The organism is Paenibacillus sp. BAC0078 (assembly GCF_054483875.1).
The window spans coordinates 257,301-280,364 of the sequence record NZ_JBTLRW010000005.1 but is presented as its reverse complement, the minus strand read 5'-3'; the positions used below and the strand labels follow the sequence as shown (position 1 = coordinate 280,364).

The following is a 23,064-nucleotide window of genomic DNA, read 5'->3' as shown; positions in this document are numbered from 1 at the left end:
GAGTTTGACTATTATAGGTCGGGTTAGCAGTAGACAATTTGGCAGAAGTCAGGGGAACGGAAGCCCGATCAACAGGATCTGGAATCATAGCTGGAATCATCGCTGGATTCACAGGACAGATGGCTCGGTCTCTATATTTCTGATTATGGTGCTGGCTTTTGTATTTCTGTTCTCCGCTGTGCTGATTGACTATGCGCGGATTGCCGCTGTGAATGTGCAGGAGGAGCGATTGGCGAGGGCTGGTGTCCGTTCAGTGATGTCTTCATACGATATTGAACTCAAGGACAAGTATGGGTTGTTTGCCTTCGGTGGCAGTGACGGCGACCAGCTATTGGCCGGAGTGCTGAATGATAATCTTTATGAGAGCGGACGCGGCGATGCTTTTAATTTGCTGCCGGTGAAGCTGGATTCCGCATCTCTGAGCTGGAGTCGTCCGCTTGGCAGCTATGATATCTTTCGCCGGCAAATTGTTGAGGAGATGAAATATAAGGCGCCGATTGATTTTGCCCTGGAGCTGGCCGGGAAGTTCAAGCCGCTGTCTGCGGTTATGGGAGAGGCTTCACGGACAACGAAGATGCTTAGTAAGCTCCAGCCCTTATATGATGAGCGCGAGGAAGCGCTGGATCTGATGCTGAAGCGGCGGAAGCAGGCCGCAGATAGCGGAAAAGCGCTGCAGGAGCTGGTCATGAATCCCCCCGGCGACAGCATTGGGTCTATCGCAGTGGGAAATATCACTTCGGCTGCGGATATCCCGGCTATGTACAACGATTATGTCGGTAAATATTATGCCGATTTGTATCGTGATGAAGACGAGTCTGCACAGTACGGAAGTATTCTGGCACTTTATTCACAGCAATCCGCTGAGCTGATTTCACGGATTCCTGCTGCCCTGTCTGATTTTCAAAAAGAACACGACCAATTCATGGAGGATGCCGGGTCTGCGCTTGAGCAGGTCAAAACCTTGAATGCACAGATGAAGAGCTTACTGGAGCAGGCCAGGAACAACGGACCGGATGATGCGAAGGATGCCGCGCGGGATTGGGATATTCCAGACAGTACGGCAGAGCTAAGTGCCGATCCTATTAAAAAGCTGCGCGAACAGGAGGATTCACTTATTCTTACGGACAGTGATATCGGCACTCTGGAGAATAATTTATCTGCACAGAAGGGAGCATCGCAGGCGGTGGGGCCGGCGGTGTCCGGGCTGCCTGGGAGCTTGGGGGCAGCAACGGGTTATAATGCGGAGCTTTCTCTTATGGTTAACACTGTTCTGGCCGCTTCACAAGCTATAAGCAGCTATATACGGGATTATGGCAGCAATGGGACGGTTATTGCGGCTGAAGCCGCTCAGATCGAAGCGCATCGCACATCAGACAGCCAGCGCAAGCAAATTGAGCAGGAGGCCAAGGGCAAGCTGGGTGATGCCATGAAGCTGCTGGACCAGATCCGCGGGCTGAGCGATAGCGCGGGAGAAGCCATGAAGCGGTATCAGACGCTGCGTCAATATTATGAGGAGAGTCTTGCTTTTAACAAAGGATTGGATCAGGAAAGTGCAGCGGAACCCGCAAGTACAAATCCTTATTCGGCAGGAAGATCATCCATGAGCAAAATGGACGGTCTTTACGCTGCAATGGGTGATGTGCTGGAGGGAGCCAGGGACAGGCTATTCCAAACCGAATATTCGGCGCTGTATTTTCCGGCCTTTGATCCTTCGAAATTAAGCGGTCTAACTTCAGGCTCTATAGGTGATGCAGTGGGGCTGCTCGCAGATCAGCTTGATCCTAATGCCCAAGAGCTGGAGTATATCCTATATGGCTTCTATAATCCCGGCGGGAATATAGCGGCAGCTTATGGGGAGATTTTTGCAACGCGTCTGGCTATACGAACTATGGAGGGTCTTTCAGAAAAGGCTGCTCTAGGTAATCCGTTGTTAATCTTGGCTGCGGCGCTTCTATACGGAGTCGAGCAGGCGGTACAGGATATGCTGCTGTTATGCAAGGATGGCGAAATTCCGCTCTCCAAGTACATACCTGTCAAGCTGAGTTATCGGGATTACCTGCGTTTGTTCCTGGTTCTGCATGGAGGCGGCGATGTGCAGTTGTCGCGAATGCTGGCCTTGATTCGGCTGAATACAGGCAGCAATCCGAATGAGAAGTTCACTTATGCGGCGGCGGATATCAAAATGGCGACGCCGTTATGGTTTTTGCCGGGTGTGGTGAAGCTGCTCGACTACAGTGCAGGTCTTCCCGGTGATGTGCAGGGCAAGTTATATTACCGGACAGTGAAAGCCGATTTCTCTTATTAGCATGGGGGTGACACCGTGGGGAGCTGGTACCGGAAGCAAAAGAGGGCAAAAGATGAAGGCAGTATGGTAGTGGAAGCTGCAATGGTTCTCCCCATGTTTCTGCTGTTTGTCCTGTTTCTGATCTTCATTGTGCAGATGACCTTATATTCGACTGCCTTGCAGAGCACCGCTTCGGATACGGTTAAAGTGATCTCGACTCATATGTACCCTGCCGCGCTTGCCGCACAGAAATGGGGTACAGAGGGAAACGGGAAGGCTGCATCAGGTGAGTTGGGTGGCGGTACCGCTGCCGGAGCTTCGGGTATTTCCGGGAGCGGAAGCTCTAGCGGAAATACAGAGGCTGCTGGAGGCGCAGGGTCGGCTTCGGGCAGTTGGAGCATTCCAAGGCTGTCGATTGAGGAGTGGAGTGAGAGCTATGTGGCGGATCTCCCGGAGCCTATTGATGAGTGGGTAAAGTCTGCCGTGCAGAAGGGCGAAGCCCCTTTGCAGAAGCTGCAGGCAGAGGCGTCGCAGTCTGTGCTGGATTTGGCGCTGAAGCCTGTAATGAAGCCTTATCTCGCATCGGACTGGCTGGAGTATGACCGCATTCATGTCTCCAATGTGATGATACCCGAGCTGAAGGAGGGCTCACGTCCATATTTTGGGCTGGTGGTGAGCTATGAGCTGCCGATGAAGGTCCCTTTTCTGAATCAGAGCATTGTACTGGAGGCTAGTGCGGTTGAACGCTTGTGGATAGGAAATACCGACCAGGCAGGTGATAAAGGCGGGGATGGGGGAGCTCAAGAGGGGAACAGCTCCATTGTCATTCTGGAGAAGCCGAGTCCGGGAGTGGCCAATCATCAGGGCAGAATTCGGGTTAAAATCCCGCCGAATGCTTCCGCAAATCTGTCGATCTTCTATAAGAGCGGTCAGAGCACGGCTAAATATTTGGGCTGGAAGCAGGCGGATGCGAACGGATATATCGAATGGGAATGGAAAATCGGTGTTAATACTACGCCTGGCTCATGGCCATTTGTAATTCGCCTGGACGACGGAACTACGCTTGAAGCAACCTTTACAGTAGTGAAATGAATTTGGCGGAAGAAGGGACATATTAATGGCGGTATGGGCATTTTGGGGCTGCCTGCCGTTCCTGGCAGTGGCGTTAATTACGGATATCCGCTATATGCGGATACCGAACTGGATCACTCTAAGCGTGCTGCTTGCCGGTGTGCTTGCGCAGGGTCTGATGAAAGGGTGGTACGGCGTACTATTTTCCCTCTGCGGTGCAATTGCGGGGTTCCTGCTGCTGCTGATCATGCATCTTATCGGTGCGGTTGGGGCAGGAGATGTTAAGCTTTTTGCGGGAATCGGGGCCTGGACGGGGATATTGTTTACACTGCAGGTTACGGTATATTCTGTGTTATTTGGCGCAGTGATTGGCTGGATCATTGTTCTGACTAGGCGGGAAACCGGAAGACGCATAAGGGGGATCATCAGCAGGACAGCAGGATTTTTGTTACTTCGCGATCTTCGTTTATTTAAGAAAGGAAACGGCAGTGAGCTGTTGAGATTTCCTTTTATGCTGGCGGTCGTTCCAGGATTTATCTGTGCTTATTTGTATCTATGAGGGAGGTGATGGTTATTGTTCGGATTGAGCCGTGATTTTGTGCAGCAGGATGGGTTCTCGATGCTGCTAAGTAAGCCTGAAGGATTGCGTGTGGCGGAGCTCAATATGGTTCAGGCCCGCATGCTGATGAATACCGGGATTCCGCATCATCTGCGGCTGCTGCTCCGGGAAATTGACTTGCAGGTAACCCTGGAGTATGCGTTGTCCCGCCGGAAAATGCTCAGCCATCTTTTGAAAACCGACAAGCTTAGCCTGACGGACCTCTTCGGACTGCTGCTGCAAATTGCTGCGGGTATGGAGGAGGGGCAGTTGTATATGCTTCGGGCGGAGCAGTATGCGCTGCATGAGGATTACATTTTTATTGACGGGCCTCTTCGCGGCGGCAAGGTATATCTCACTTACCTTCCTCTGCTGTCTGCTGAATCTGCCGTGCGTCCCGGAGACTCACTGAAGTCATTAATTATGGTGCTTATGTCGTCCGTAAGTGAACTCTCAGGTGATGGTGTGCAGAGGCTGCTGCAATACTGTGGCGGGGAGGAATTCACTCTGGCAGGGTTAAAGGAGCTGTTGGCGGAGCTGCTGACAGACGGTGATGGAGCAAGAAGGCATAAGGAGGCTATTGAGCCTGCGCCGAGCCCTTCCTTGCCTGCGGTGCCGCTGTCAGCAGAAAGAGTAGTTCGGGAGCGGAACAATGTGCCTGCAGGGAGTGAACCGGTTATCCCGGAGAGGGGGAAAATAGAGCTGGACAACGGAAACGCGGCTAGTGCAGCTCAAAGTCAGGCTTCATGGATGAACGGTTATCCGAGACTCAGGCTAAGGGAAGAGGAGCCACAAATAGACGAACTGGGTTCCGAGAGTCAAGCCTCAACTGAACCGTCCGCGAGCAGGACCTATGTTGTGCTTGGCGGTGTTCTCGCCGACGCGTTATTATGGAAGTTTCTTTATTTGAACAACCCTAAGCCGCTTTGGCTGGTGGTTTGTGCGGCAGTGACGCTGGCGGTTGCAATTTTCTGCTGGCTGGTATGGAGCGGAAGATTGATGCTTGGGGGCGTTAAGGGTGAAGAAGACGCAGAAGGTGAGACGGAGGATAAAAGGTGGATGAATCATAGGGCGCTGGAATGGGATTTCGGAAGAAATCTTGATGCTTCAGCTAATGCGGCTGGTACTCCGGTTAGTACTCTGGGGACTCCGATTACTCCAAGGTCCGCTCAGAAACCTGATATCCCGGTCATCGGCAGTGCTCAAGGTATACAATTCAAAGGCGCAGCAGAAGTACACAGCCAGCATGTAAAAGCACCAGTACCGTTACCGGTAGAGGCAACGACGCTGCTGACACGGGATCAGCCCTCCGAGAATGAGCGCGACAAGGAGAGGCCAGGGCGGGCCGGTCCATACCTTGAAAGAGTCCAGAAGGACGAAATCGGCAGTCTGGAAAAAATCGAGCTGAACCGCCCCAGCTTTCTCATTGGCCGCTCACCTGAGGTAGCACAATATGTAGAGAAATCCGAAGGGGCATCCAGAGTGCATGCTGAAATCCTCAAGGGTCCGGGGGGATACATTCTTAAGGATCTGGACTCCCGAAACGGAACGCTTTTTCAGGGAGAGGCGATGATTCCGTACAAGGAGTATCCGCTGACGGAAGGGACAGTGTTCACCATTGTAAAAGGCTGCTATACGTTCCATTCAGCCTAATAACCAGTGTTATTCAGCTTTCAAATGCTCCAGTGATGGCTGGAGGGTTGAATAGGTGAAGTTAAAGCCGTGGTCCAGCGCTTTGGCAGGGAGCACACGCTGACCCTTCAGCAGAATTTCCGACAGCTCGCCTACTGCTGCTTTCAGCAGAAAGCCTGGCAGCGGGAACCAATGCGGACGATGGTATACTTTTCCGATCATTCTGCCGAATTCTTCATTGGTCACGGGCTGCGGAGCCGTTGCATTGACTGGACCCTCGATTCCGGGAGTTTGTACACAGAAATCAATCAGCCGGACCATATCGGTGAGGTCGATCCAGGACAGCCACTGCTTCCCGCTGCCGATTTTACCGCCGAAGCCGAGCATGTAAGGCAGCTTCATTTTGGGCAAAGCGCCGCTTTCGTTACCGAGCACTACTCCAGTGCGCAGCTTGACCAGCCTTACTCCCTTGTAAGCTGCGTCAGCAGCTTCTTCCCATGCTTGCACGACCCCAGAAGGGAAGTCCATAACATGGGCGGGAGAGGTTTCAACAAAGTTATCTGTCAGCGATGTGCCGTAAATGGCGACAGCGGAGGCCTGGATAACCACTGCGGGTTTATGCTGCAGCGCATTTAGCAGCTTGGCAGCCGCAGAAACGGTCTCAAGCCGGGACTGCATAATCACCTTCTTGCCCTTTGGGCTCCAGCGTTGACTGAGCGAGGCTCCGGCAAGGTTGATGAGTGCATCTGCGTCTTCGCCAAGCTTCGGATTTGACGCCACGCTGTCCCACGTGAGGCTGCTAAGGCCTGGATGTGAAGAGTAAGCCTCAGGCAGCTTACGGCCAACGACGATGACTTGATGTCCGCCCTGTAGCCAATATTCTGTAAGCCTGCGCCCGATAAAGCCGCTGCCGCCGCAGATTAGGTATTTCATAGGGTTAGCTCCTTCGGTTCAGGCACGTCCTGAAGTGATGTTATGGACACAGTTAAGGTGTAGGTAGATAGAGGCTTACTTGATCAGATGCTGGTAAGGAGAGTAGTCGATGCCGTTTTTTTCAAGGAAGCTGACCAGAAAACGGTTATCACGCCGCGGTGTAGCTATGATATAACCTCTGATACAATGCTCGCGGGTGACCTCCGTCGCTTGGCTCTCCACAGCGATCTTGCCAATCTCGGCAGCTATGGAATGCTTGGCGATATCGCGGAAAGGGCCTGGTACAGGCTGGACAAGCTGATCCAGAAAAGCCTTCATCTCGTCGCTCCAGAGCGGACGGCTACGCTCTACCCAGTAATTCTGCCAGTCGAGCTTCGATTTGCCATCGGCCTTCGGCAGCACCTTGAGAAATTTGCGGAACATGAAATAGCCGCCGATGCACATGCAGCCCAGCAGCAGGAAAGTCCAAAATGCGATGGAGTTCATAAACCAATTGCTCGGTGCTGTGGACAGCAAGCTTAAGCTTGATTTGAATGACATGTATACACCGCCTTTGACAATGATGATTGTCACAAACTTCATTCTCAGATAAAGTATAGCGTATTTCCAAAGTTTTGCGAAGCCAAAGACGGCTACTACAGCTTGTCTAGATTTATTTTCCCGATCACGGTAGAATAGGGGTTAATTCGTGAAGGAAAGAGGGAAAAGGCATGCTGAAAATAGGTTCACATGTGTCCTGCGCGGACAAGGGTCTCCTGAGCGCGGCCAATGAAGCAAATGAATATGGTTCTACCTCATTTATGATATATACGGGGGCGCCGCAGAATACGCGCCGCAAGCCGATTGAATCCATGTATCCCGCTGAAGGAAAGCAGGCGATGAAGGAGAACGGTGTGGAGGAGATTGTTGTCCATGCTCCGTACATCATTAATCTGGGCTCCTACAAGGATAACACGTATCAATTGGCCGTTGATTTCCTGCAGGAGGAAATCCGCCGCACGCATGCCCTTGAGGTGAAGCATATTGTGCTCCATCCTGGAGCTTATACGGACAAGGATGCTGCATACGGAGTACAACGGATTGCGGATGGTCTGAATGAGGTGCTTGGCGGTACAGACGAGACGGAAGTGCACATTGCTCTAGAGACTATGGCTGGCAAAGGGACTGAAATTGGCCGCAGCTTCGAGGAGATTGCCTCGATCATCGACAAAGTCGTCCATAACGAGCGGCTGTCCATTTGCCTCGATACATGCCACATTCATGATGCCGGTTATGATATCGTCAGCGATTTGGATGGTGTTCTGCAGCAGTTCGACCAGATTATTGGCCTTAAGCGGCTGGGTGTTGTTCATATCAACGACAGCAAAAATCCGCGCGGAGCGGGCAAGGACCGTCATACCCCGATCGGCTCAGGCTACATTGGCTTTGAGGCCATCAACAAGGTAGTTCATCACGAAGCGCTGGCAGGTCTGCCATTTATTTTGGAGACTCCTTGGATTGGTAAGGATGCGAAGACGGTACGCCCGATGTACGAGATAGAGATTGCTCTCTTGCGCGGCAATGTTAAGGAGCGCTTTGGAGCAGAGTTTCTCCAGCAGGTTGAGGAGCTGCAGGCTTTTTTTGCCAAGCAGGAGCTTGATCCCCGCCAGTATGTGCTGGATGTATGGGAGCTGCTGAAGAACGACGCCAAGGCCAAAAAGGCTGATCCGCGTGAACCGCTGGAACGGCTATACGATAACGTTGCTGCTGCACAGCTTTTCCCGCAGCTTAGTGAGGAAGCGATCAATCACCGGCTTATCGCATGGCTGGCAGGCAAAGAGCTGCTCCTGAACGCTTAAGCTTAACCACAGATTGCGCTAGCAGATGAGAGGATGGAAAGAGGATTATGGAATTACATGTTAAAAGAGATCATTCGTCAAGCGGACATTATCCAAACCGCGCGCGCATGCTCATTTCCTGTCCGGACGGACCTGGGATCGTAGCCGCTGTATCGCATTTTCTGTACCAGCACGGTGCCAACATTGTGCAGTCGGATCAATACACAATGGACCCGGTTGGCGGAATGTTTTTTATGAGAGTAGAGTTTGACCTGCCTAATCTGGATGAGCGGATTGATGAAGTGCGCTCTATCTTTGGCGGTGTGGCTGAGCGGTTCAAAATGAACTGGCAAATTTACAGTGTAAGCCACAAGAAACGGCTGGCGATCTTTGTCTCCAAAGAGGATCACTGTCTGGTTGAATTGCTATGGCAATGGCAGGCCGGTGATCTGGATGCGGATATTGCCCTTGTGGTCAGCAATCATACCGATATGCAGGCCTATGTTGAATCCTTCGGCATTCCGTTCCATCATATCCCGGTTACGGCGGACACCAAAGCGGAAGCGGAGCAACGTCAGCTTGAGGTCATTGGGGATGATATCGACGTCATTATTTTGGCGCGGTACATGCAGATTATCTCGCCTGCGTTCATAGAACATTACCGCCACCGGATCATTAACATTCATCATTCGTTCCTCCCGGCGTTTGTTGGCGGCAAGCCGTATGCCCAGGCCTACCAGCGCGGGGTGAAAATTATCGGCGCAACCGCCCACTATGTTACTGAAGAACTGGACGGCGGTCCGATTATTGAGCAGGATGTGCAGCGGGTCAGCCACAGTGATGATGTGAACGAGCTGAAGCGCATCGGCCGTACGATTGAACGTGTTGTTCTGGCCCGGGCGGTCAAATGGCATATTGAGGACAGAATTCTTGTCCATCACAACAAAACTGTGGTTTTTAATTAATTGATACATCCTCCGGTGAATGGCGGCAGTCCTGATATATTTGGCACCGTGTCTGCCCTTCACCGGAACCCTTCTCCAGCCGGGAGCCTGCTCCCGCAGTTAACCTCAAGCTTCACCGCCTCATTGATAATCTAATACTTTTCTCAACTACTATAGGTAAAAAAGCATTTTACCGGCATTTTGGCACTTTGGGCCAAGGTGTATTTTGTCATGGGCAAAAACGACATTTCAAAGGGGGTAAAAGGCTTGGCATCACAGCGGGGACATTTGTTAAGACGCAATTATTTGTTTGCTTTTCTCATTCTGATCGTCGGTTTCGGCGGATTGCTCGGCTATGATCTTTATTTCAAGCCGTACGTGCTGTCGCAGACTGTGGTCAAGATTAAAGTGGCTGACGGCAGCTTTTTGCCAAAAAATTATGAATTGAAGCCAAACGACCTCTATCTGGATTCTGTCCAGACCAAGGACATCCCCTCCGGGGTGATCACGGACATAAGCCAGGTAGAGCATAAAATTACAAATGTAAATTTGACAAACGGCAGTATTTTGACGGCATCCCTTGTGGATGTCAGTGATCTGGAGCCGCAGCAGGACGAAGGTATCTTCCCTATTCCAAAGGACGCTATCTATGCGATCAACGGCTCACTGCGCAGCAGAGACAAGGTGGATATTTATCTGGTTGACGCTGAATTGGCTAATCAGACGCGGAATGGCGGCTACGGTTCTGCAGGTGCAGGTGGCAGATCTCCCGGTGCTGCGGGATCAACAACGGGAACAGGTGTTGTTGAAGCTGGTCCTGCGGAGCCTGCCCGCAAGGTGTTTCTCACTGGTGTCACCGTGAATTATGTAAGGACCGAGGACAACAATGATGTGCTGGATTCGGAGGACGGCAACAATAACAACCGTTTCACCTCTACCGGCAAGGTGGCTGCACCCGAGCTGAAGCTGAAGAAAAGCGACGGCGAACTGCTGGGGCAATATCTGGAGCAGGGCAAGAAGCTGTGGATTGTACGGGTCGAGTAAAAATGAAGGGAGGCGATTGACATGAAAATATTCAGTTTTGGATTGGATCAGTTGACGATTAATGAGATCAAGCTTGCCGGGTTCACGGTAGTTACGCAAAATGTTCTGCCGGAGCCTTCCCAGACACAGGGGCAGATGCTGATGGTTACGAGCGAGCAGATTCCCGTATCGGGACTTAGTGAACTGCGGCGAGGTTATCCGAACTCATCGTTATTGTATGTATACCGGCAAAAAGGAGTCCGCAGCTATCAGGCCATTCATATGTTATGCGAGAGCCTGGGAATCTTCTTTATTCCACCGCGCTCAACTTCGTCGGCGATTGTGGACAAGCTGCGCTATATTCTGGAGGAGGAGCGCGAGGAACGGAGCAATCTAGTCGGTTTTTTCGGCTCCGGTCCGGGCATTGGCTGTACGAGTATGGCCAAGCTGTTCGCCCGCCGGATGGCGGCGGCAGGAATGCAGGTGATTCTGCTGGGCTTAAATCTGTACGATCCCGGATACGACCGCAAGACGGCAATCAGTCTCGACAGGCTGCGGCCCCGGCTGACCGGTAAAATGCTGCAGGCTGCGGATTTTGAAGGATTGGTTAAGCAGGAGGGCTACGCCTACTTGCCGGGCAATTTTGACTATCTGAGTGTCCAGGATTATCAGGAGGAGGAAATTGAATATCTGCTTGCCAAGGCAGCCGAAACCGCTGATGTGGTAGTTGCCGACTTCGGGTCTGTTCCCGAAAGCGCAGCATGGTATGTGGGGATGCAGAAATCGGCATTGCGTATGATCGTTACGCATCCGAAGCATGAATACCGCCTTCAATCATTAATGGAGCTTGCCGGTCATATGGATCTGCAGCCGAAGGATTTTCAGTGGCTCATTAATCGCAGCAATGTGGAGGAGCTGAGCTCACCCAAGAATCTGGCGCTTCGCTTCGGCAGTGAGATTTTGCTTGAGCTTCCCTATTATCAGCCATTTCAGGACAGCCTTCCACTCGGCAAAAGAGAGCTTCAGCATGTGGATGATAAGGTTCACGCGCTGCTGGTAGCACTGGGCCTGGCGCCGGAAGCTCGAAAGAAGGGGATTTTCCAGTGATTGAATATCGGGAAGAAGTATGCCGCAATAGGCCGAACCCAGCGCAAGACCAGCGGGAAGGAGCTGTGCAGGAATCTGCACTGGAGTCGTTACGGCTGACTAATCCTAACGAATGTTCACGTTTGTTCTCGCTTAAGCAAAGCGTTCTGCGGACCAGTAAGCCGGGCAAAGATGATTTTTATGGTTTTCTGCAAAAGATGAAAAATGATATGAACGCCGAGCTGGAGCGGGAGGACGAAGGGTACTTCGAGCTTAATGCCAAGGCATTGATCGGCGATCCGCAGGCAGTCAGCTTTTTTATGAATGAGATCGAGAAATATTTGCGCAAAACGCCGTTTACCGGCAAGGTGCCGGAGGCTTATGGTACAGCGGCGGAGGCGCTTTTTCACGAATGGAAGGGCTTCGGGCCAGCCTATCGCTGGTTCACCGACCGTGCTTACAGTGAATCTACTGGGCTGCAGATGATCGGACGGCAGATTTTTTACAACCATCGCGGCAGATTTGTGGTCTATCCTTACGAAATGCCCTCACTGGACCGGGTGGAGCAGCTCAAACGTTCCTTGCTCAAAAGCGATCCCAATAAGAAGCTCAACAAGGACAATCCTTCGGTAGAGTTCAAAATGGATGATCCGCTCTGGCCGGGCCGCTTTATCCGTCTCGCAATTTGGGTTTCCCCGAGGGTCTGGGATGGCTTCACAACGATTTCGCTGCGGAGGCAGGTTGTAGAATTTCTCGATCTGGAGGATCAGGCTGGTACGGAATGCATCCCTGCGGAAGCCATCGAGCTGATTCGCGCGCTGTCGGGAACGTTCCGCAATACGATTATCGCCGGGGCAGTAGGCTCGGGCAAAACTACTTTTGCCAACACGATTGTCGGTGAACAGCTTCTCGGCTCCTCCTCCTGCATGGGCGTGGTGATGATTGAGAAGCATCCGGAGTCGATTTTGCCATATCAGATCAAAGGTCATAGGATTATCCCGATTCAGGCTGCCAACGAAGAGCTGATGGAGGTTGGAGTCGAGTCGCTGCGGCATGATCCGAACATTCTCTATATGACAGAAATGCGTTATAACGAATGGGAATTCTATTTGTGGAGCGGTGAAAAAGGCTATGACGGCATTACAGGAACCTTTCATACGGTGGATTCGGAGGATATTCCTTATCAGGGCGCTTTTGCGGTATCGACACGGATCGGCGGGAGTCTGAAGGGACATCTGATCTCTGCGCTCAAATCCTGTGAGCTGGTGTTTATTCTGGAAAGTGTCGCTGACGGGAAAAAGCGGCTGGCGCGGATCTCCGAGGTGTACTATGACGAAGCCGCAAACTCTGTGTTCGCCAATGATCTGATGCGCTGGGAGGAAGAACAATCCGCCTGGACTTATAATGACAAGCTGACAGCCGGACTCATGCGGAAGATGAAAAAGAAAAATTCCCGGGCCTCGCGTGTGCTGCTGCAGGAGCTTGGACATTTGGCCGCGCTGAAGCCTATGGAGGAGCCGCTCAAGGAGAGTCTTAAATCGAAGATTGTACTGAACGAATGAAGGGGGAGAAGGGATGGAGCTGTTATTTTATATGCTTCGGGTTGCCTTTCATTTATTGATTGCGGGTGGCCTGTGGCTGCTGGTGAAGCCGCTGATTGAAAGGCACTTGCGGCAGCTTGGGCAGAAGATCGACCTGGGAATGAGCCTCAGGATCAGTCTTTTTGGCAAAAAGGTCAGCAGCAATAAGAAAAGAAGGTGGCTGTACCGGCACTTGGATGATTTGCTGTATTTTGTCCACCGTAAATATGAACCGGGCATCAGCGTGATGCGCTTTTCCGTTCGCACCGTGTTTTTGTTCAGCGCTGTTTTTCTCTCAGGACTGCTGACCTTAAGAGAGCTGCCGGGGCATTTGAGCTTCAGCAATCCTTTTTTGGAAGGAATCAGCTTCGATGATAGGCTTCCGGTTCAGGGGGCTTGGCGTTTCCCGCTCTTTGTGGCAATTATTGCAGCGAGTGTCCCTTATCTTCGGCTGAGGTATGCCTATGCGCAGAGGAAGGTACGGGGAAGCTATGACTTGCTGGATGTAATCAAAATAGCGGCCAAATTCACGCATCTGTCGGTGGATTCGATTTTGTCCAAAACGGCTGACCTGTTGACGGAGGAAAGTGTGCTGAAGACTCCCTTGAGGCTGATGGGGGCGGCGTTTGCCAATTACAGCAATGAACGGGAGCTTACCCATGAGGCGGAGCGGTTTGCGCGGGCAATCGGGACTACCTTTGCCGTGGAATTCGTGTCGGATTTGCTGTACTGCGAGAAAGAAGGCACGCGTTACCTGAAGAATACTCTCATGATGCTGAGCCGCTCGATGGAGCAGCAGCGGGAGACGATTCTGACGGTAAAGGCAGGAAGCAGAGATGCTATCAGCCTGGGGTTATACGGTAATCTGGTTGTGCTGGTGTCGTCGGTCGGAACATTTATTTATATGCTAAAGCCTGATGTCTATTTCAAGCTGCAGTTTCAGACGAGTGTCGGCTTAACTTTTTTGATGGTTATTATTTCAGGGCTGTTCATCTCTTTCATGATCAGTACCGTACTTGCCAGGCCAAAACTGGACTACCACTAAGGTGATGAACAATGGATAGACTTTTACTTTTGATTGCCGTCCTGGGACTTGTATATCTCTCATTGCTGGTTTTTGTGAGCAGCAGCACTAGACAGGAGCGTTATATGCTTCGGCTGGGGGCAAGGTGGAAAATACTCGGGGAACGGATGCATAATGAACGGCTCCAGCAACTGCTGCATAACAGCGGCCTAACCATTTCTGCCGGTAAAATCACTCTGTTCCGTTATTCGGCGGCGCTTATCTATGTACTGGTTCAAGCTGCAGGTGACTTTCTGCGCTCCGTGCCTTTCTCCATCTACGATCTGCTTGTGGGTGCTCTGATCCTGATCATCACCAGTCCGCTGAGATATCTCCCGCTGGGCTGGCTGCTGGCCTGGCTGCATCAGAAAGCGCTCATTCAAAAGGACGGCGAGCTTATCTCCTTCATCCGGCTCTACGAGAACAATCGGCTGCGCAAGCGGGGATACATGCAGTTCGGCGCTTTCTGTGCGGGAACGGCTGGACATTTTAGCTACATCCGGCAGGATCTGTATGAGCTGTCCGAGCGGGCAGTGGATGAAGGGAACGAACGGGCCATTGAATGGTTCTGCGGCAAATTTCCGGACGATCATGCGTTCATTAATGACATCCGCTCCATTCTGCTGGCTACGGAGGGTATGGACGACGATACGGAAGCGGCGAATTATTTGCGGGAGCAGGGCAAAATCATCACCAAAATTTCCAGCGACCAGTATTTAAAAAAATGGTCCTTCATCGGCGACGTCTCGACCATCATCAACGTCATTCCTTCCATCGCCACTTTCCTGATGATCGTATCGCTGGCGATGCAGTACATTTTGCTGATCAAAGGAAATTTTAACGGCGTGGGAATGTTTCAATAAGCGGATAAATTGCATTGTCTGAAATTTTTGTTGTATTCAAGAATCAAATAAAAATATAAAATGAAAAGGGAGAAATTAACAATGAAAAAAGACGCTATTTCTGCTGGATTGTTCATCGCTATCGGGTTCCTGTGTGTTGCCATCGTAATTGCCATTTTGATTCCGGTTGTACGGGATGTTATTAACTCTGCAGATGACAACAGACCGACTATACCTGGTGTGAGTATAATTCAGCCACTGGATTCGGGCACATCGACCGCATCCGCTCAAACGCTATCCCATACAGCGGTATAATCGCCATGAAAAAAGATTCAATCTCAGTCGCGCTGTTTCTGGCTATTGGTTTTGTGATTGCCGGGATGTTCATCGCGGCGGCAACCCATATTATCGGCAGCAGCCAGGATGATATCATCACACATACCAAACAAGTCGAGCAGTATTAAAAGGGGGAGTCTGCCATGAAGGCTACTGTCCTCCGGGCGTTATTCATGTGGCTCGTCTTGTTCATTATCCTGCAGCCGATTTTCACCTATATCGATTATTTGTTGGATTTGCAGGTTAAAGCCAACACATCGTATATAACGCAAAAAGCGGCAACGGAGGGGATGGTCACGGCTTCCATGGAAAGTGAGGTGATCTCCAACCTGAAGGCTGTAGGATTTCCTGAGGCGTCCATTCAAATCACAAGCAGTACGGAAACCGTACAAGAACGCAAGCAGCGGATGGATGTATATATCTCAGCACCCCGGTTGAATCTGTTTCCCTACAATTTTTCTGGTGTGACCCAGCCTACGCGTTATTACGGACATGGATCTATCATGAGCGAGTATCTCGACTGATTAAGGGATGAACCGAATCTATGGATTATATTGTTAAGCTGGCGTTTGTTCTATTGATCTTCGTCTACTCCTGGTTTTTTCAGATTCAAAATCAGGAGTGGGACACGCTGCGCAGCATGCTGAAGGATGCCAATAACATTGCTGTACACGATGCATCACAGGAGCTAAATGAGGCCGCACGGGCACAGGGCCGTCTGATTATTGACCCCGCTGAAGCTTTTGCCGCCTTCCGGCAATCCCTTCAGGCTAACCTGGGACTGGACGACGGCCTGTCCCCCCTGGCAGGCAGCAGGCTCCAAACCAAAGTTAAGATCGTAAAGTTCGATATTGTCGATCAATCCAGCGGAGTTGCTTTTCCTTTTCTCTATGAGGACAGCAAGTATGGCATCACCAAATACATACAAGGCCCTTCCGTTATTGCCGTCATCGAGACGGGCCACCCGGTACTCATCTCGCGCGCAAAGGTGCAGGAGGCCATCATCGTGCCTGCCGTGCAGGAGTATAAGATGAATGATTAAGAGATAAAGCAGTCAAATACTAACTATTAGGGAGAGCTCGAACTATGAAAAAAACAATGATGATGAAGTCAATTTTGGCAGCAACGATGTTACTTGGTGCAGTTGTAGGACAGGGAAGTGTCTCGCACGCTGCGGGAACTTCTCCTTCGGCGACCGCTGCGCCGGTTATGCGGGATAACCTTTCGAAGTATGGTCTGAAAAAGGCAGTGGAGTTGCCGGTGACTGTTACATCCGGAGGGTTTAGCTATACGCTGGAAAAGCTGATGATTTATGATGTGAAGTCTAAGGATGCTCAGGCGTTGATGAAGAAGTATGGTTACTCAGATAAAATCTATATGCAGCCAACAAAGTATATGATCTGGACGAAAATCACTATTCAAAATAATAGCAAGAAATTAATCCAGTGGGGCGCTAAAGATTTAGTACCAAAATGGTTCTTAAATATGAACGGCTTTAACCTAGATATCCCTACACCTAAACTGACAATCAATAAAGTAAACAACAAAGACGCTTTATACACCTGGTCCTTAAAACCAGGAGAAAAACTGACTACCTATCAAATGTATGAATCAATCGAGGCCCCTGACAGTATCTCTGTTTATTCTAATTTTGGTGGTGGCTTCGATCAAAAGTATATTGTCGCACGTCCAGGGGAGTAATAAATGATGAGAAAAATAGTTACCTTTCTGCTTGTAATTATTGTGTTATTACCTAATTTCCCTAAATCCATAGAAGCTGCGGATTCACAAAATAAAACAATATCCCTGCCCACTGAAATACTTACAGTATCTTCAAATAGCCAGAAGACATACAGTTTAGAGTTGCCGAGTGGAGTTTCAGCCTCATCTATTGTTACTTCATCACTCAAGTATAATGGAACCAATGAAAAGGTTTCTCTTACCGTTGAAAATGGAAAAGTGAAAGTAACATTGAAAGGCGTAGAATCAAAAGGAAAAATCGACAATGTTGAAGGTTATTATGCTTCATATAAATCAATGTTTTCTACAACACCAGGAAATTCGATCTGGAGATATTCAGATGGAATACGCTGGCAAATAAATGATTGGGACCCGTATACAAATTCTCAAAAGCATAAAGACATAAACGGTCAAGGTTCTGGGACTCCCAGAAACGATCCGCCAGATATGAAGATTGTGACTCAATCTCCTGTATATAAGGACGGAATTAAATGGTACAACGGAAGTGTGAACAGTGTTATTTCTCCTGCAGATATCATTGAGTCTTCTGTTCAGCTGAATGTACCTACAAAATATCTACCAAGTACTTATGTGAGTCACAATATAGTTAATGATAATCAATTTGTTATTTACTATAAAACAAATGCAGCATTACAAAATTATGGGCCTGAAAAGCTTCCAGATAGTTGGGAGGGCGGTTATGCAACTGGGAGACGATATAAAATAGCGCTAAACTATTACTTCACCGCTTCAGCCAACGTCACCTCATACAAATATAGCGGCAATATATCTTTCGACTATAAACTTCCGACTGAACCTACTCTAGTCGGATCAGTAACGTTAGACAAACCGAATCCCAACCCAGCCAAGCTAGGAAATACGGACATGCCTGTTCAAATTTCCGTAAAAGGGGAACTGCAAGGGTATACGGATTCGTCTAACATCAGAGAATGGTTATTTTACGCGAAAAAAAAGGATAAAAACGAAACACTTCAGATCAAAAAGGAAGCTGCGAAAACATTCACTGCAAGTAAGAGCTTCGACTTTAAGATTACGGTGCCAGAGGTGACAGGCGAAAACTTTACACAAGATTACGATTTAACAGTCGTGGTTCGATTTAATAAAAAGATCGTTACAAAGACGGGAGAGATTGACTCACTAGAGGAGAAGTTAAGTACTTCGGCTGGCGTGTATAAAAACAAACCGGAAGTCACTTTTCCCCCTGTTCCCCAGCCCCCAGCACCAATCGGAAAGCCGCCAGTTGCTGTAATCAACGCCCCAAGTGAAATTAAAGCTGGTGACGATGCGCTGATTGATGGCTCCTTATCGCATGATCCAGACGGATTCATTAAAGATTATTGGTGGGATACTCCAGGAGCGCAGGATAAAATCGGAAATATGGCTAAAGGAACTACATGGTACACCCAAGCACAAGTAGGAAAAACCTTCGACATTTCTTTAACTGTAGTCGATAACGATTTGCAGTTTGGCAGTACAAGTACGAAGATCACAGTCATTAAGCCGGAACCGGAGGCTCACATCAGGGTAGAGGGAACGTTGAAGCAAAATCGTAAAGTTATTCTAAGGAATAGCAGTACAAGCCCAACCCGGTTTCCATTAGTGCCTGAAAAAACGTATGTATACATAACTACACTTTCTGGAGGGACGAATGCAGATATCATGTACAAGGGCACATTAGGAGACTTTGAAACAAAAGATCTATTGTTCAAAAAGCCAGGGAAGTATAAAGCAGCAATTTATGTGGAGAACACGCTAGGGTATTCCTCCAGTGCTTCTATCACGTTTGATATTGTTCCGGATGAAGCGCCGGTTAATTACTTCTCGTTGGTAGGAGTAGCCTATCGAAGTCCAGACAATGGTAATAAAGCACTTATTGCAATAGATGATATGTCTTATTCACCGGATAAAGATGTCATTGGCCGGCGGCTATGGGAGTATCGCTATGATTCCAATAATGATGGTAATTTCAATAACGAGTCGTGGGTAATATTCAGCAATGAAAATAAGGATCGACTCAACCTGGAAGTAAGTGAGGTTGGAAAATATGAGGTCCGGTTAACCGTTTTTGAGGAGTTTGGCCAACCGACTATAGAGGAATTTGTGACGGAAAGTGATCGCAGATCAACAAATTCGGATGGGCAGGCGCAATCAGAACGAATTGTTGAAGTGAAGAATCGCGGGCCAGAAGTTGACTGGTCTTGGTAAGGGGTGAACAAGATGGTACGACTTAAAAGAATATTATTTACTATGATGCCATTAATAATGCTGTTCAGCCTTCTTTCTGAGTTAAATGATTTTACCGAAACAGCATATGCAACGAGTGATAATCCGAATGTTATCAATTACAAAAATATAACTATACCTGCAACAACATCCCAAAGAGTAAGTCCATATGGAGATGGATCAACAACGGGTAGTATCAATACTATAACATTTTCAAATATACAATATGATAAAACAACAAGGAAAATAAGTTATGATTTTAATCAAGATGCAAAACTTATAACAAATACAACATTGGATGCGCCTATTGATTCAGATGATGTACGGGTAGAGGAGTCAACATTATGTACAGGGATATTGGGAGATGATGAATACCCACTAAAGTATCCTGACAATTTGGACTTTTATGGTTGTGGCCAATATCAAATGAGTCATCCAGGTTTGGTTGCTACTATAATGGATAATCACTGGTTTCAGGGGCCTCTATCTGTATCTGGCGGTAGTTTTGGTGCATCTTTTAATTTGGCTACAGATATTCCATACGCTACAGGACAAAGCCTGGGTACAGTATGGAATAATGTAACTCCTGGCAGAATTCCTATGGCTCTTTTTGTTAGGATTGCCTGGACAGCAGGTAAACAAGCGTCATGGAGATTGGGTCCACAATATGGATTTAATTATCCAATGATAGGCCATACAATGAATTTTGTCATTCCATTAGAAGAAAATGGACCGCCGACGATTAGTTTGAACTCACCTAACGATCAAGTGTTACAGAATGAACCAGGGCGGAACACGATGAATATCGAAGGGTATGTTCATGATCCGGACAATGATGATCTGATTGTGAGTGCGGAAATACCGAACGTGTTCTACAAAAAAACGGTGGTCAAGCAAACGAAAAGCTATCAACCGTTCTCGATACCCATTGATGTAATTGCGGATTCTATTCCTCCGGGAGACTACACGATTAATGTAAAGGTTGCCGATCCATCTGATATGTCTGCTTCTACATCAATGACCGTAAAAGTCAGGATTAGGCTGAAGCGAAATGCATTTGTCCTGGTAAACACGCCTGTAGAGAACAGCGGGACAACCTATAAAGACTATGAAAGTGACCCTAAATACGCTGAACGCGTAAGATATGACCATGATCCAAACTATTTTGAGAACCCAATGGGAATGATTAATGATTCCGGATTATGGAGGACTCAATTATACAGTTCATTTCCGTATACGGGCGAATATGTAGTAACGTATCAGGCCAAAGACAATCCCAAAGCGGATGCCGCATTTTCGGAATATCAGATGTGGAGTAGGGATGCAGCTTCCACCATGAGTTTTCAAGTACATCGGAAACCAATTGCACTTTTTGCCGCGAAGCTGGCCGGCTCTACCGTGCAGCTCATTGACAGCTCCTACGACTTGGATCACGTCTCCAGTGACGATAAAGGGCTTAGTCAGTGGCAATGGCAGTATAAAAAATCGGCAGAAACCATGTGGGTAGATGGGAAGCCTGGAGTTGTATCGGCAACAGATAATTATGATATACGTTTACGCGTTCGGGATATAGACGGAAATGATGGACTTGGGGCCTGGTCAGACTGGTGCCAACGCACAGTTGGGACTGCAGCAGGGAATTTACCCCCAGTGGCCATGTTCACCGTTAACCCTAGCATTGTGTCATACCGTAAGGCCACGACGATTATAGACAAGTCCTTCGATCCGGACAATGACCCACTGGATACATACAAGTGGAGTGTGGTAAAGGATGGATGGAACACGGTATGGTCGCATTATGGCGCGGCGAATACACCGCCTAATATCGCAGGATATGGGATAGGGGATTATCAAATTAGCTTACAGGTCCGCGACAATCGGGGATCATGGTCCGAGAACTACAGCCAAAACGTAAAGGTAGTAAACCATCCACCTGTCGCTGCATTTAACATGCCAAATGAAGTGTATAGAGACACAGTGATAGCCCTGGATAACCAAACACCTGATCCGGACGCAGATGGTGATGCACTCACATATATCTGGAATGCACGAATTAACAACAGCCCGTATTACTGGTCAGGCAACAACCGCTATCAATCCATGACTATACGGGATCTGATCAATAGAAATGGCATTTCACCGAAGCAGGCAATCTCAGAAGGCTGGGAAATGCGGTTGACTGCTTCAGACGGATCACTGAGTTCAAACGCTACACGTACTTTTGTTGTAAAAAATCATGCTCCTGTGGCAGCTATAAACGGGGGAAGTAATGTCCATCAATTTGATACGCAAATGTACTCTTCCAATGATATGGATGAAGATACATCTGATCAAAGTTCTCTGTCCTACTATTGGAAGGTAACTAATGCGGACGGTGACATTAGATCCTACCGGACTCCCAACGTAGCCCTTACTTTCTTAGAGCCGGGAGTGTATACGCTAGAGCATTGGGCCATTGACCAAATCGGCGACAAGTCGAATATTGCTGTGCTTCAAGTGAAAGTGGACAAGAATCTTGCTCCTTCTATGACCATAACTTCTCCAGCAGGAACACTAACCGCGCCGACTGTATTGGATGCAGAGCTTCAAGGAGATCCTTTGGTGAAATGGGCTTATTCTGACCCTGAAAATGACCAGCAGGAACAGTACCATTTGGATTTTTGCTCAAAAGAAGATGATCTTCTGGTTTACAGTGTCGAAAATGCGGACCCAACGGGTTTACTGAGACAGTATCAGATCCCGAACAAAACATTTGAACGGTTCAAGTACTTTTACCTAAATGGGCGAGTGTTCTCCAAAAATTCCTGGTCCGACATCTCTAACGAGAAAGCCTTCATCATCGACAATCCGCCGAAACCAGGCTTTACTCTGATCACCGATACTGGCCGCAATGCAGCAATGGTGCCGATCTACCGGACGGATGTATTGCAGATCCAGAGCACTGCATCGGATGCCGATGTTCCGAAAGGAGACAGCATCACCCATCAATATTTCCTGAAGCCTTCAAATGGGATGGAGGGACTCATCAGCACGCAGAGTGCATTTACCAAGCAATTTACTACAAATGGAACTTTCACCTTACGGCAGGTGGTCACGGATTCATTGGGATTGTACCGGGAGCTCACTCAAACCATTACGGTAGTGAACCGTACTCCAACGTTGAATATCACATATCCAACCAGCACCAGCCAGGCAAGTCCAACAATAGCTAGTACGCTTACGCCGGTAATTAAATGGGATTACCAGGACGAAGACGGAGATCAACAGCAGCGGTATAAAGTGCGGATCATCAACCTGACAACTGGAGCGGTCACGGTGCAGTCGGGCGAGCAAACTTCAAGCGCCAAGCAATGGCAGATTCCAGCTAACGCCTTGGTGGAGAACCAAAAGTATGCAGTGGAAGTAGAGGTGTACGACGGCTTCAATTGGAGCAGTGTGTCACCGCGTAAATACTTCATGGTGAATCTGCTCTCGGTGAAGGGGGGAGTTCAGCATACGGCAGAATGGAACGGAAACCGTCAGGCCTACAATTTGAACAAAAGCGGGAATGCTGAAAGCCCGCGGGGCTACAACGTATATTGGGCGGGTGAACGTTTTGTGCTTCAAGCGAATGCAACAGGTCTGCCGGATACTATTGAAGTCGCAATGTCCGGAGGGTACACTACAAACCTTAGTCCAACAGACAGCAAGAAGACGATTTGGACCGGCGAGCTGTATGATCCTGCTTTTGAAAAGCTGCCTGATGGTCCTGTTACATTTACTTTTACCGCGAGGAATGAATATAACGTCAAAACAGATGCGGTGACGGTGACTATCTTGGGGGATTGGACGGAATATTTTCAGAGCCACCGGGTGAAATAAAGAATTCACA

Annotated in this window: 20 protein-coding genes; 18 read left to right on the top strand and 2 right to left on the bottom strand. The window is 48.9% G+C overall.

The annotated features are described in order from the left end of the window. The first annotated feature begins 4 nt into the window (after positions 1-4). Genes ACX1DY_RS12540 through ACX1DY_RS12525 form a run of 4 tightly spaced genes read left to right on the top strand, consistent with a single transcriptional unit; the run spans position 5 to position 5,606 of the window. Positions 5-2,305 (top strand): hypothetical protein, encoded by a 2,301-nt coding sequence (locus ACX1DY_RS12540; RefSeq protein ID WP_458964532.1) that lies wholly within the window; start codon positions 5-7, stop codon positions 2,303-2,305. Positions 2,306-2,320: 15 nt separating this feature from the next. Continuing rightward, positions 2,321-3,376, top strand: a complete 1,056-nt coding sequence (locus tag ACX1DY_RS12535) for a TadE/TadG family type IV pilus assembly protein (RefSeq protein ID WP_458964531.1) — start codon at positions 2,321-2,323, stop codon at positions 3,374-3,376. Between the two features lie 25 nt (positions 3,377-3,401). After that, on the top strand, positions 3,402-3,914 hold the full coding sequence (locus tag ACX1DY_RS12530; RefSeq protein ID WP_458964530.1) for an A24 family peptidase: 513 nt from the start codon (positions 3,402-3,404) through the stop codon (positions 3,912-3,914). 15 nt (positions 3,915-3,929) lie between these two features. Next, positions 3,930-5,606: a DUF6382 domain-containing protein gene (locus ACX1DY_RS12525; RefSeq protein WP_458964529.1), complete on the top strand. Its 1,677-nt coding sequence runs from the start codon at positions 3,930-3,932 to the stop codon at positions 5,604-5,606. A gap of 9 nt (positions 5,607-5,615) precedes the next feature. On the opposite strand, the gene ACX1DY_RS12520 is transcribed toward ACX1DY_RS12525, so the two are convergent. Further along, positions 5,616-6,518 (bottom strand): TIGR01777 family oxidoreductase, encoded by a 903-nt coding sequence (locus ACX1DY_RS12520; RefSeq protein WP_458964528.1) that lies wholly within the window; start codon positions 6,516-6,518, stop codon positions 5,616-5,618. 75 nt (positions 6,519-6,593) lie between these two features. Further along, positions 6,594-7,058: a DUF2621 domain-containing protein gene (locus ACX1DY_RS12515; protein WP_458964527.1), complete on the bottom strand. Its 465-nt coding sequence runs from the start codon at positions 7,056-7,058 to the stop codon at positions 6,594-6,596. A gap of 170 nt (positions 7,059-7,228) precedes the next feature. Here ACX1DY_RS12515 and ACX1DY_RS12510 point away from each other — a divergent pair, with 170 nt between their 5' ends. From ACX1DY_RS12510 to ACX1DY_RS12445, 14 genes are all read left to right on the top strand, one after another. After that, positions 7,229-8,356, top strand: a complete 1,128-nt coding sequence (locus ACX1DY_RS12510; protein ID WP_458964526.1) for a deoxyribonuclease IV — start codon at positions 7,229-7,231, stop codon at positions 8,354-8,356. Between the two features lie 47 nt (positions 8,357-8,403). After that, on the top strand, positions 8,404-9,300 hold the full coding sequence (gene purU / locus ACX1DY_RS12505) for a formyltetrahydrofolate deformylase (protein WP_458964525.1): 897 nt from the start codon (positions 8,404-8,406) through the stop codon (positions 9,298-9,300). Between the two features lie 246 nt (positions 9,301-9,546). Then, complete coding sequence (locus tag ACX1DY_RS12500; RefSeq protein ID WP_458964524.1) at positions 9,547-10,323, top strand: CpaB family protein; 777 nt, start codon at positions 9,547-9,549, stop codon at positions 10,321-10,323. Positions 10,324-10,344: 21 nt separating this feature from the next. After that, the gene (locus ACX1DY_RS12495) at positions 10,345-11,409 is read left to right on the top strand and encodes a hypothetical protein (protein WP_458964523.1); all 1,065 of its coding nucleotides are present in this window, start codon (positions 10,345-10,347) and stop codon (positions 11,407-11,409) included. Next, positions 11,406-12,950: a hypothetical protein gene (locus tag ACX1DY_RS12490; RefSeq protein WP_458964522.1), complete on the top strand. Its 1,545-nt coding sequence runs from the start codon at positions 11,406-11,408 to the stop codon at positions 12,948-12,950. The genes ACX1DY_RS12495 and ACX1DY_RS12490 overlap by 4 nt, the downstream gene beginning before the upstream one ends. A gap of 13 nt (positions 12,951-12,963) precedes the next feature. After that, positions 12,964-14,013: a hypothetical protein gene (locus ACX1DY_RS12485; RefSeq protein ID WP_458964521.1), complete on the top strand. Its 1,050-nt coding sequence runs from the start codon at positions 12,964-12,966 to the stop codon at positions 14,011-14,013. An 11-nt stretch (positions 14,014-14,024) separates the two neighbouring features. Next, the gene (locus ACX1DY_RS12480) at positions 14,025-14,894 is read left to right on the top strand and encodes a hypothetical protein (RefSeq protein WP_458964520.1); all 870 of its coding nucleotides are present in this window, start codon (positions 14,025-14,027) and stop codon (positions 14,892-14,894) included. A gap of 81 nt (positions 14,895-14,975) precedes the next feature. After that, positions 14,976-15,188, top strand: a complete 213-nt coding sequence (locus tag ACX1DY_RS12475; protein ID WP_458964519.1) for a hypothetical protein — start codon at positions 14,976-14,978, stop codon at positions 15,186-15,188. A gap of 5 nt (positions 15,189-15,193) precedes the next feature. Then, positions 15,194-15,337: a hypothetical protein gene (locus ACX1DY_RS12470; protein ID WP_458964518.1), complete on the top strand. Its 144-nt coding sequence runs from the start codon at positions 15,194-15,196 to the stop codon at positions 15,335-15,337. A gap of 15 nt (positions 15,338-15,352) precedes the next feature. After that, the gene (locus tag ACX1DY_RS12465; RefSeq protein ID WP_458964517.1) at positions 15,353-15,733 is read left to right on the top strand and encodes a hypothetical protein; all 381 of its coding nucleotides are present in this window, start codon (positions 15,353-15,355) and stop codon (positions 15,731-15,733) included. A 20-nt stretch (positions 15,734-15,753) separates the two neighbouring features. Further along, positions 15,754-16,251, top strand: a complete 498-nt coding sequence (locus ACX1DY_RS12460) for a hypothetical protein (protein WP_458964516.1) — start codon at positions 15,754-15,756, stop codon at positions 16,249-16,251. A 44-nt stretch (positions 16,252-16,295) separates the two neighbouring features. Then, positions 16,296-16,910: a hypothetical protein gene (locus ACX1DY_RS12455; protein WP_458964515.1), complete on the top strand. Its 615-nt coding sequence runs from the start codon at positions 16,296-16,298 to the stop codon at positions 16,908-16,910. A gap of 3 nt (positions 16,911-16,913) precedes the next feature. Beyond that, a complete protein-coding gene (locus tag ACX1DY_RS12450; protein ID WP_458964514.1) occupies positions 16,914-19,175 on the top strand; it encodes a hypothetical protein in 2,262 nt (753 codons plus the stop codon). 12 nt (positions 19,176-19,187) lie between these two features. Further along, a complete protein-coding gene (locus tag ACX1DY_RS12445) occupies positions 19,188-23,054 on the top strand; it encodes a glycoside hydrolase family 78 protein (protein WP_458964513.1) in 3,867 nt (1,288 codons plus the stop codon). The last annotated feature ends 10 nt before the right edge of the window (positions 23,055-23,064 follow it).